This is a genomic window from Micromonospora sp. DT62 (genome assembly GCF_049847285.1).
Classification (GTDB): domain Bacteria; phylum Actinomycetota; class Actinomycetes; order Mycobacteriales; family Micromonosporaceae; genus Micromonospora; species Micromonospora reichwaldensis.
This window is the reverse complement of record NZ_JBNCOB010000002.1, coordinates 521,302-531,831: the sequence shown is the minus strand read 5'-3', so window position 1 is coordinate 531,831 and position 10,530 is coordinate 521,302. Positions and strand designations below refer to the sequence as shown.

Below are 10,530 nucleotides of genomic sequence, written 5' to 3'. Positions count from 1 at the left end.
CGCCGGTTACCTCCCCCCCACCTCGCGCGCCCAGTTACCCCACGGGTCTGCCCCCGGGGCGGGCCCCCCCCCGGGTGCCCCCGACCCGGGCCGTTCCGTGAGGTGGTGTCACCACACCGCCTCGCCACGTCTGTCATCCCCGTGTCGGCCGTCCGACGCGCGCCCCCTGTCTGGAGGACCACCCCATGGGCCGTTATCTGTTGAGACGGCTGCTCCAACTCATCCCGGTCTTCATCGGGACGACGTTCCTGATCTACTGGCTCGTGTGGTCGGTGCCCGGTGACCCGTTCGCGGGCAAGTGTGGCGAGCGTCCCTGCCCCGACAGCTTCGTCAACATGATGACCGAGAAGTTCAAGCTCGACGAGCCGCTCATCGTGCAGTACGGCAACTACATGAAGAACCTCTTCCAGGGCGACTTCGGGCAGACGTTCGGTGGCCGGGAGATCGGTGACATCATCGCCACGGCGTACCCGAACACCCTGAAGCTGGCCCTGGTGGCGCTGACCATCGAGGCGGTCATCGGACTCACCGCGGGCGTGCTGACGGGCCTGCGCCGCAACGGCTTCCTGGACAACCTGGTCCTGGTCTCCAGCCTCTTCCTGATCGCGCTGCCGATCTTCGTCATCGGCTTCGTGGCCCAGTGGCTGCTCGGCGTGCAGTGGGGCATCGTCAAGCCGACGGTCTCCAGCGAGATGCGGCTCTCCGAGCTGATCGTGCCCGGCTTCGTGCTGGGCAGCGCCTCGATGGCGTACATCGCCCGGTTGGCCCGCACGAGCATCGCGGAGAACCGGCGGGCCGACTACGTGCGTACGGCGATCGCCAAGGGTCTGCCGATGCGCCGGGTGGTCGGGATCCACCTGCTGCGCAACTCGCTCATCCCGGTGGTGACGCTGCTCGGGACCGACCTCGGCGCCCTGATGGGCGGCGCGATCGTCACCGAGGGCATCTTCCAGATCAACGGGATCGGCCGACAGGTCTACCGCGCGATCATCACCAAGGAGAGCGCTACCGTTGTCTCCATCGTGGTGGTCCTGGTGCTCGTCTACCTGCTGATGAACCTGCTGGTCGACCTGCTCTACGCCGCCCTGGACCCGAGGATCCGCTATGAGTGAGCGCAGCGAACGAATCATCATTGCAGCGTGCGCGGGCACCAGTGCCCGCGCCGAGCGGAGTGGGGTGCGGGCATGAGTGACCCGAGTGCCGCCTCGATCATCAGCACGCCGCCCGCGCACGCCCCCGACGAGATCGGCGCGCCGACCAACGCGGGCCTGCCGGAGAACGCCCGCAAGGAGAAGCCGCGCGGTCTGCTCGGCGACGCCTGGCGTGACCTGCGCCGCAAGCCGCTGTTCTGGATCTCCGCAGGGTTCATCGTCCTCTTCATGCTGATGACCGCCTTCCCCTCGCTGTTCACCAGCGGCGACCCGGAGAACGGCAACCTGCAGAACAGCCTCGTCGGCCCGTCGTCGGACGCCTGGTTCGGCTACGACTTCCAGGGCCGGGACGTCTTCGCCCGGGTGATCTACGGCGCCCGCGCGTCGATCGTGGTCTCCCTGCTCTCCGTGCTCGGCGTGCTGCTCTTCGGCGGCGCGATGGGCATCGTGGCGGGCTACCGGGGCGGCTGGGTGGACGCACTGCTCTCCCGCATCGCCGACGTCTTCTTCGGGCTGCCGTTCGTGCTGGGTGCCATCGTCATCCTGACGACCTTCAACGGGTCGGGCACGAGCAACAGCAAGGCCGAGATCATGGCCCTGGTGAGCATCTCGCTGATCGTGCTGGGTTGGCCGGTCGTGATGCGGCTGATGCGCTCCTCGGTGCTGGCCACCAAGGAGGCGGACTACATCGTCGCCGCCCGCGCGCTGGGCGCCGGCACCGGCCGGATCATCCTCAAGCACCTGCTGCCGAACTGCCTCGCACCGCTGCTGGTCTACGGGACGATCCTGGTCGGCTCGTACATCGGCGCCGAGGCGACGCTGTCCTTCCTGGGCGTCGGCCTGAAGAGCCCGGTGGTCTCCTGGGGCATCATGATCAATGAGGCGCAGAACCTCCTCCGCGTCGCGCCCTACCTGCTCTTCTTCCCCGCCGCGTTCCTCGTCGCCGCCGTACTGAGCTTCGTGATGCTCGGTGAGGCGGTCCGCGAGGCCCTCGATCCGAAACTCCGCTAGGGGAGATTCAGTTGTCCGACATTCTGGTGTCCGAGCAGTCCGCGGCCGGCGCGTCCGGCCGCCCCTCGGGCAGGTTGCTCGAGGTGGAAGACCTCCGGGTGGAGTTCCGCACCCGGGACGGCGTCGCCAAGGTCATCAACGGGGTCACGTACCACGTCGAAGCGGGGGAGACCCTCGCCGTGCTCGGCGAGTCCGGCTCCGGTAAGAGCGTCACCGCGCAGACCATCATGGGCATCCTCGACACGCCGCCCGGCTTCGTCACCGGCGGTCAGGTCCGCTTCCAGGGCAAGGACATGCTCGGCATGTCCTTCGAGGAGCGGCGCCGCATCCGCGGCGAGGGCATCGCGATGATCTTCCAGGACGCGCTCTCGGCGCTGAACCCGGTCTTCACCGTCGGGTTCCAGATCGCCGAGCAGTTCCGGGTGCGGCGCGGGATGAGCCGCTCCGACGCCAAGAAGCGCGCGATCGAGATGCTCGACCAGGTCAAGATCCCGAACGCCAAGGGCCGGTTCAGCAGCTATCCGCACCAGTTCTCGGGCGGCATGCGGCAGCGCGCGATGATCGCGATGTCGCTCGCCCTGGATCCGGAGGTGCTGATCGCGGACGAGCCGACCACCGCGCTCGACGTGACGGTGCAGGCGCAGATCATGGACCTGCTCGCCGAGCTCCAGCGCGAGCGGCAGATGGGCATGATCCTGATCACCCACGACCTCGGCGTGGTCGCCGACGTCGCGGACCGGATCGCGGTGATGTACGCGGGCCGGATCGTCGAGGAAGCCAACGTCTACGACCTGTACGCCAAGCCGGCGCACCCGTACACGATCGGCCTGATCAACTCGATCCCGCGGCTCGACGAGAAGGGGCAGGAGCTCCGGACGATCAAGGGCCTCCCGCCGAACCTCATGAACATCCCGCCGGGCTGCCCGTTCAACCCGCGCTGCCCCATGGCGCAGCCGGTCTGCCGGGAGAAGGTCCCGCCGCTGCTGCAGGTCGGCGCCGGCCGGGCCAGCGCCTGCCACTTCGCCGAGGAGCTGGTGAACCGTGACTGAGAACATCCTCGAGGTCCGTGACCTGGTCAAGTACTATCCCGTGACCCGGGGCGTGGTGTTCAAGAAGACCATCGGTCACGTCAAGGCGGTCGACGGGGTCTCCTTCGAGCTCAAGGCCGGCGAGACCCTGGGTGTGGTCGGCGAGTCGGGTTGCGGCAAGTCGACGCTGGCCCGGGTCCTGATGAACCTGGAGAAGCCGACGGGTGGCAGCGTCCACTACAAGGGCCAGGACATCTCGAAGTTCTCCGGCCCTGCGCTGCGTCGGCTGCGTCGGCAGATCCAGCTGGTGATGCAGGACCCGTACACCTCGCTGAACCCGCGGATGACGGTCGGCGACCTGATCGGCGAGCCGTTCGAGATCCACCCGGAGGTGGCGCCGAAGGGCAGCCGCCGGGAGAAGGTCAGGGAACTGCTCGACCTGGTGGGCCTCAACCCGGAGCACATCCACCGGTACCCGCACCAGTTCTCCGGCGGTCAGCGGCAGCGCATCGGCATCGCCCGGGCGCTCGCCCTGCGGCCCGAGATCATCGTCTGCGACGAGCCGGTCAGCGCCCTGGACGTGTCGATCCAGGCCCAGGTGATGAACCTGCTGGAGAAGCTCCAGGGCGAGCTCGGCCTGTCGTACGTCTTCATCGCGCACGACCTGTCGGTGGTCCGGCACCTGTCGGACCGGGTCGCGGTGATGTACCTCGGCAAGATCGCCGAGATCGGCACCGAGGACGAGATCTACGAGCGGCCGACCCACCCGTACACCCAGGCGCTGCTCTCGGCCGTGCCGGTGCCGGACCCGACCGTGCGGGACAACAAGGCGATCATCCGCCTGACCGGTGACGTGCCGTCGCCGGTCAGCCCGCCGTCGGGCTGCCGGTTCCGGACCCGGTGCTGGAAGGCGCAGGACGTCTGCGCCGAGCAGGTCCCGCTGCTGGAGATCCGCTCGGGCTCGGACCACCCGAGCGCCTGCCACTTCGCGGAGAAGCGCGAGATCGTGCAGACGCACGAGGCGTGACCCCCACGGAACCGCCTGCCGACGTCATCGCGACGACGGCAGGCGGTTCCGTCGTTTCCGCCGGACCCGGCCCGGCCCCCGCCCGTGCAGGGGGCCGGTGCCGGGCGTGGACCGCGCGGGGGGACCGTTGCCGGCGTACGCCTCACAGGGGGCCGCGGCCGGCGCGGAGCAGCAGCAGCGCGAGCTGCGTGCCGTCGGCGCCGAGGGCGACCCGGAAGCGCTCCAGGATCTCCCGTTCCCGGGACAGCACCAGCCGGGTGCCGCCGGAGGCCATCCGGGTCACGCCGACCTCCTGGGAGAGCCGGGCCCGCTCCTGCCACAGCTCGATCAGCGCCCGGTCGATCTCGTCGATCCGCTCCCGGATCTCGACGATCCGGGCGGCCGCGGTCGGCTCCGGGGTGCCGGTACGCGCCTCCGGCTTGGCGTCGTCGGCGCCTCCCGGCGCGTCGACCGGGGAACCGGAGGCACCGGGGCCGGGCCGGCCCGCCTCGGGTCGCGTCAGGCTGCCGTTGGACTCCACCACGTCTGTCATCATCGGGTACCCCTCGCCGTCAGGTGCCCGGTGCCCGGATCCCGGGACGGAAGAAAGCCCCGGGCTCCAGGAGCCCGGGGCTTTCTCGTAGGTCTGATCGATCAGGCGCGACCTACGGCTGCCGGACTCCCGGTGCCGTAGTAAAAGTAGAAGCGCTGCCCGAACATGTGGTCGAGTATGCCGACCTCGGACCGGCCGGCGCAAGGATTCCGCGCGACCCGTGCCCGGACGGGCGGTCCCGGTGCCGTCGTGACGCCGGGACCGCCCGCGCCTCAGCCGAGGCGGGTGATGCGGTCGGCGGGCCCGGGGGCGACCGGAGCGCCAGCGCCCAGGTGGGCGATCAGCGCGTCGACGTCGAAGCCGGGGGCGGTGGCCCGGTCGGTGCCGCCCTGCAACTCGGTGAAGCCGTCCCCGCCGTTGGCCAGGAAGTCGTTCGTGGTGACCCGGTAGCTCGCGGCCGGGTCGACCGGCGCGCCGTCGAACGCCAGGGCGCTCACCCGCGAGCCCACCGGTGCGGTGCTGTCGTAGGAGTAGGTCAGCCCGGCCGAGACCTGGAGGATGCGCTGGGTGGTCTGCCCGTTGAAGCCGACGAACTGCTGCTCGAGCACGTTGCGCAGCTGCGCACCGGTGAGGGTCTGGGTGACCACCAGGTTGTTGAACGGCTGGACAGTGAACGCCTCGCCGTAGGTGACCTCGCCCGGCGCCTCGCCCCCGGCCGAGGCCGCGTACGGCAGGGACGCCCGGATGCCGCCCGGGTTCATCAGCGCGATCTGCGCCCCGTTCGACCGGGTGTACGCGAGCTGCGCGTCGGCGATGACGTCACCCAGCGGGCTCTCCCCGCTGGGGAGGGCGTCGCGGACGATGTCGGCCGAGATCCGGCCCACCACCCGGTTGGCGATGGGCGCGACGGCCGCGCGGTACTTGTCGGCCAGTGCCTTCGCGCCCGGGTCCACCAGGTCGGGGTTGCGCACGTACGTGCCCGGCGCGCTCTGCTGCCAGGTGCCGTCCGGGTTGCGGACGCCGTTCTCGACGACGACGTTGCGGGCGGTGATCCCGGTGAACCGGCCGGTACGCCGGTCCAGCGAGTAGTCCACGTCCGTGATCAGCTGGCCGTTGCTGCCGGCGCTGGTGACCACGCTGCGCGCGCCCGAGGAGTTCGGCAGGGAACAGGAGTAGAAGCGGTGGGTGTGGCCGGAGACGACCAGCCCGAACTCCGGCCGCAGGCCACGGACGATGTCCACGATCGGGCCGGAGAAGTTGGCGCAGTCCGAGACGCCCGGGGCGGCCGGCGGCGGCGACTGGGCGCCGCCCTCGTGCACCAGCAGCACCATCGCCTTGACGCCGAAGAGCTTGAGCACGCCGGCCCACTTGTTGGCGGTCCGCACCTCGTCGGTGAACCGCACGGAGGCGATGCCGGCCGGGTTGACGATGCCCGGGGTGCCCTCCAGGGTCACGCCGACGAAGCCGACCGGCACACCGCCGACGAAGCGCACGTCGACCGGGGGCAGGATCGGCAGCCCGGTCTTCCTGCTGACCGTGTTGGCGGCCAGGTAGGTGAACTTCGCGCCGGCGAAGCCGTCCCCGTCCTGGCAGCCGTCGACCGGGTGGCAGCCGCCCTTGTTGATCCGGATCAGCTCGTCGATGCCCTCGTCGAACTCGTGGTTGCCGACGGAGCTGACGTCCAGGCCGATCTCGTCCATCAGCTCGATGGTCGGCTCGTCGTGGAAGGCGGCGCTGACGAGCGGGGTGGCGCCGATCAGGTCGCCGGCCCCGACGGTGGTCGTGGCGCGCCCCTCGGCCCGGGCCTCGGCGCGCAGCTTCTTCAGCCAGGTGGCGAGGTACTCCACGCCGCCGGCGGGCGTGCCGTTGACCGCCGCGCCGCTGCCGCCGGGCGGGTCGATGGCGCCGTGGAAGTCGTTGTAGCTCAGGAAGTTGCCCTTGACCTCCCCGCCGCGGGGGGCGGCGTAGGAGACCGAGACGGGGGTGAGGCCGGCCTGCTGGTCGTCGGCGGGGGCCGGCGCGGGCCGGGAAGTGGTGGACAGCGTGGCGACGACGGCCAACGCGAGGGTGGGCGCGGCGAGGTGGCGCAGCGCCGCCCGACCGCGCGAACGCGGCTGAGTCATGGTCGTTCTCCCAGTCGTGTACGGGGGAGGAGCCGGATTTTCACCGTCATCGTTCTGCACGGGGGACGGCGGCACCAGACACGACAGGGTGACATCTTCGTCTCGACCTTCCTTACATCTCGACGGTGCGCGGCGGGGGAAGTGTCCGCCCGGCGGCATAGACTCGCCGTGCGATGCATCCTCTCTTCGACATCCCCGCGTCCCCGCCCGCGCCGGCGTCCGCCCCGGCCTCGCCGCACCGGCCCAGGTCGGCGACCGTCCATCTCGATCCGCAGGCCCTGGTCGAGGGCCTGAACGGGCCGCAGCGCGACGCCGTCACCCACGCCGGCTCGCCGCTGCTGATCGTGGCCGGTGCCGGCTCGGGCAAGACCCGGGTGCTCACCCACCGGATCGCCTACCTGCTGGCCGCCCGGGACGTGCACCCCGGCGAGATCATCGCGATCACCTTCACCAACAAGGCCGCCGGCGAGATGAAGGAGCGGGTGGCCCACCTGGTGGGTCCCCGGGCGCGGCTGATGTGGGTGTCGACGTTCCACTCCGCGTGCGTGCGCATCCTGCGCGCCGAGCACGAGCACGCCGGGCTGAAGTCGACCTTCTCGATCTACGACGCGGACGACTCCCGCCGGCTGATGCAGATGGTCGCCAGGGAGCTGGACCTCGACCCGAAGCGCTACCCGGCGCGCGGGCTGGCCGCCCAGGTCTCCAACCTGAAGAACGAGCTGGTCGACCCCGAGGCGTTCGCGGGCCGCGCCAAGGGCCCCAACGAGCGGGCGCTGGCGGAGGCCTACACGCTCTACCAGCGGCGGCTGCGCGAGGCGCACGCGCTGGACTTCGACGACCTGATCATGACGACGGTGCACCTGCTCCAGTCCCACCCGCACGTCGCGGAGAGCTACCGCCGGCGGTTCCGGCACGTGCTGGTCGACGAATACCAGGACACCAACCACGCCCAGTACACGCTGATCAAGGAGCTGGTCTCCGGCACGGAGGGGATCGAGCCGGCGGAGCTCTGCGTGGTCGGTGACGCCGACCAGTCGATCTACGCGTTCCGGGGCGCCACGATCCGCAACATCCTGGAGTTCGAGCGCGACTTCAGCGACGCCCGGACGATCCTGCTGGAGCAGAACTACCGTTCCACCCAGACCATCCTCAACGCGGCCAACGCGGTGATCGACCGGAACACGTCGCGCAAGCCGAAGCGGCTGTGGAGCGAGGCGGGCGCCGGTGAGCCGATCGTCGGCTACGTGGCCGACACCGAGCACGCCGAGGCCGACTGGGTGGCCCGCGAGATCGACCGGCTGGTCGACGCCGACGAGACCCGCCCCGGCGACGTGGCCGTCTTCTACCGCACCAACGCCCAGTCCCGGGTCTTCGAGGAGGTGTTCATCCGGGTCGGCCTGCCCTACAAGGTGGTCGGCGGGGTGCGCTTCTACGAGCGCAAGGAGGTCCGCGACGCGCTGGCCTACCTGCGCGCGGTGGTCAACGACGACGACACGGTCAGCCTGCGCCGGATCCTCAACACCCCGCGCCGGGGCATCGGCGACCGGGCCGAGGCGTGCGTGGAGGCGCTGTCCAGCCGGGACCGGATCTCCTTCGGGGCGGCGCTGCGGCGGGCGAAGGACGCCCCGGGCATCTCCAGCCGGGCGGCCAACGGCATCGGCGACTTCGTCGCCCTGCTCGACGGCGCCCGCGAGCTGGCGGAGACGGGCACCCCGGAAGAGGTGCTGGAGGCGCTGCTGACCCGCTCGGGCTACCTCACCGAGCTGGAGGAGAGCCTCGACCCGCAGGACGCGGGGCGCGTCGACAACCTCCAGGAGCTGGTCAGCGTCGCCCGGGAGTACACCGAGCGGATCGAGGCGGTCGGCGAGGAGGGGGAGCGGGCGACCCTGGCCGGCTTCCTGGAGCAGGTCGCGCTGGTCGCCGACGCCGACCAGGTGCCCACGGACGACCCCGACCACCAGGGCGTGGTCACCCTGATGACGCTGCACACCGCGAAGGGCCTGGAGTTCCCGGTGGTCTTCCTGAGCGGCCTGGAGGACGGCGTCTTCCCGCACCTGCGCTCGCTGGGCGACAGCCGGGAGCTGGAGGAGGAGCGTCGGCTGGCGTACGTCGGCATCACCCGGGCCCGCCAGCGCCTCCACCTCTCCCGGGCGGTCACCCGCTCGGCGTGGGGGCAGCCGGCCTACAACCCGCCGTCGCGGTTCCTGGAGGAGCTGCCGCCGGAGCTGGTCCGCTGGGAGCGCACCGAGGGGTCGTACACCTCATGGGCCGGCGGGGGCGGCGGCGTGGGTGGCCGCGCGGACCGGGTGTCCGGCGGGCGCGGGGCCTTCAACGGCGGCACGCCCAAGGCGGCGCAGTTGGCGAAGCGGCTGGGGGTCGACGCCAGTCGCCTGACCACGGCGAGCGAACTGCCGCAGGGGCCGAAGGTGTCCGCGGGCGACCGGGTCAACCACCAGCGCTACGGCCTGGGCCGGGTGCTCGCCGTCGAGGGGCACGGCCCGGGGGCGCGGGCGCAGATCGACTTCGGCGACCAGACGATGTGGCTGGTGCTCCGGCACGCCCCGATCGACAAGCTCTGAGCGGCGGCGCGGCCCGGCCCGGCAGCACGCCGGACCGGGCCGTACCGGTCGGTGCGGCTCAGCAGGCCACGTCGATGCCCCGGGCGCGCAGGAACGGCGCGGGGTCGATCTGGTTCCACATCTGACCCTGGTGCACCTCGAAGTGCAGGTGCGGGCCGGTGGAGTCGCCGGTGGACCCCTCCAGGCCGATGGTCTGCCCGGCGGCGACCTTGTCGCCCACACCCACCTTGGTGGTGCTCAGGTGGGCGTAGTGGGTCAGGTAGCCGTTGCCGTGGTCGACGAAGACGGAGATGCCGTACCCGTCGCCGACGTCGCCGGCCTTGGTGACGGTGCCGCCGAAGGCCGCGCGGACCGGGGTGCCGGCGGGCAGCGCGAAGTCGATGCCGGCGTGCTGGGTGCCCCAGCGCGGGCCGTAGCAGGAGGTGATCGCCGCTCCCTTCATCGGGATGACCCAACTGGGCTTCGGCTTGCTGGTCTTCTTCGGCTTCGGCTTCGGCTTGGCGGCGGTCGCCTTCGGGCTGGGCTTCGCCGACGGGCTGGCCTTCGTCGGGCTGGGCGTCGGGCTCGCCGAGGGGGTGGCCGGGGCGGTCGTCTCGCGGGCGGAGCGGTCGGCGCGGTCGGCGGCCTCCGCGCGGGCCTGCGTGTCCCGGGCGGCGGCCGGGACGGAGGGCTCGTCGTTCCCGGTGGCCGCGAAGGCGGCGCCGCCGAGGCCGAGGCCGGTCAGGGCCGCCGCGGCGATGATCACGCGCGTGCGGCCGCCGATCCGCCTCCGGGGCCGGACGGGTGCGTCGGGGGTGTTCTCGTTCCGAATGTCTTCCTGCACGGCGGACCTTCACTGATCGAGGGGGCACTTGACCTCGAAATACTGGTGTCGACACGCGGCGTGACGGGTAGTGGGACGGAGTACGGGCGGACCGGCGACGGCCGCATCCGCCCGTTGCGTCCCCGTTCGGGGTTGTTCGACCGTAAAAGTGATCATGTGTGGTGATGGCGTCGGTCACAGTTGACCGTGTGACCCGGCTCACTTCTGATTCGGTGGCAGACGAAAAACCGCCCGGATCGGCAGATCCGGGCGGTCG

At 71.1% G+C, this 10,530-nt stretch carries 8 protein-coding genes; 5 read left to right on the top strand and 3 right to left on the bottom strand.

Annotated elements, in window-relative coordinates; all coding sequences use genetic code 11:
- Positions 1-185 precede the first annotated feature (185 nt).
- The 4 genes from ACPXCB_RS05975 (at position 186) to ACPXCB_RS05960 (ending at position 4,217) form a co-directional block, all read left to right on the top strand.
- Positions 186-1,112, top strand: coding sequence for an ABC transporter permease (locus tag ACPXCB_RS05975; RefSeq protein ID WP_425872860.1), 927 nt, complete (start codon positions 186-188; stop codon positions 1,110-1,112).
- 72 nt (positions 1,113-1,184) lie between these two features.
- Entirely contained in the window at positions 1,185-2,162 is a 978-nt protein-coding gene (locus ACPXCB_RS05970) for an ABC transporter permease (protein ID WP_425872858.1), read from the top strand.
- 26 nt (positions 2,163-2,188) lie between these two features.
- Positions 2,189-3,211 carry an ABC transporter ATP-binding protein gene (locus ACPXCB_RS05965; RefSeq protein ID WP_425872917.1) on the top strand — a complete coding sequence of 341 codons (1,023 nt, stop codon included), beginning with the start codon at positions 2,189-2,191 and terminating at the stop codon, positions 3,209-3,211.
- Positions 3,204-4,217, top strand: a complete 1,014-nt coding sequence (locus ACPXCB_RS05960; RefSeq protein ID WP_425872856.1) for an ABC transporter ATP-binding protein — start codon at positions 3,204-3,206, stop codon at positions 4,215-4,217. The genes ACPXCB_RS05965 and ACPXCB_RS05960 overlap by 8 nt, the downstream gene beginning before the upstream one ends.
- A gap of 142 nt (positions 4,218-4,359) precedes the next feature.
- On the opposite strand, the gene ACPXCB_RS05955 is transcribed toward ACPXCB_RS05960, so the two are convergent.
- Positions 4,360-4,752, bottom strand: a complete 393-nt coding sequence (locus tag ACPXCB_RS05955; RefSeq protein WP_366639625.1) for a chorismate mutase — start codon at positions 4,750-4,752, stop codon at positions 4,360-4,362.
- 269 nt (positions 4,753-5,021) lie between these two features.
- Positions 5,022-6,872 (bottom strand): bifunctional metallophosphatase/5'-nucleotidase, encoded by a 1,851-nt coding sequence (locus tag ACPXCB_RS05950; protein WP_425872854.1) that lies wholly within the window; start codon positions 6,870-6,872, stop codon positions 5,022-5,024.
- Between the two features lie 173 nt (positions 6,873-7,045).
- On the opposite strand from ACPXCB_RS05950, the gene pcrA reads away from it, so the two are divergent.
- Positions 7,046-9,451 (top strand): DNA helicase PcrA, encoded by a 2,406-nt coding sequence (gene pcrA, locus ACPXCB_RS05945; RefSeq protein ID WP_425872852.1) that lies wholly within the window; start codon positions 7,046-7,048, stop codon positions 9,449-9,451.
- A 58-nt stretch (positions 9,452-9,509) separates the two neighbouring features.
- Here the strand turns inward: pcrA and ACPXCB_RS05940 are convergent, their stop codons facing one another.
- Positions 9,510-10,274 (bottom strand): M23 family metallopeptidase, encoded by a 765-nt coding sequence (locus ACPXCB_RS05940; protein WP_425872850.1) that lies wholly within the window; start codon positions 10,272-10,274, stop codon positions 9,510-9,512.
- Positions 10,275-10,530: the final 256 nt, after the last annotated feature.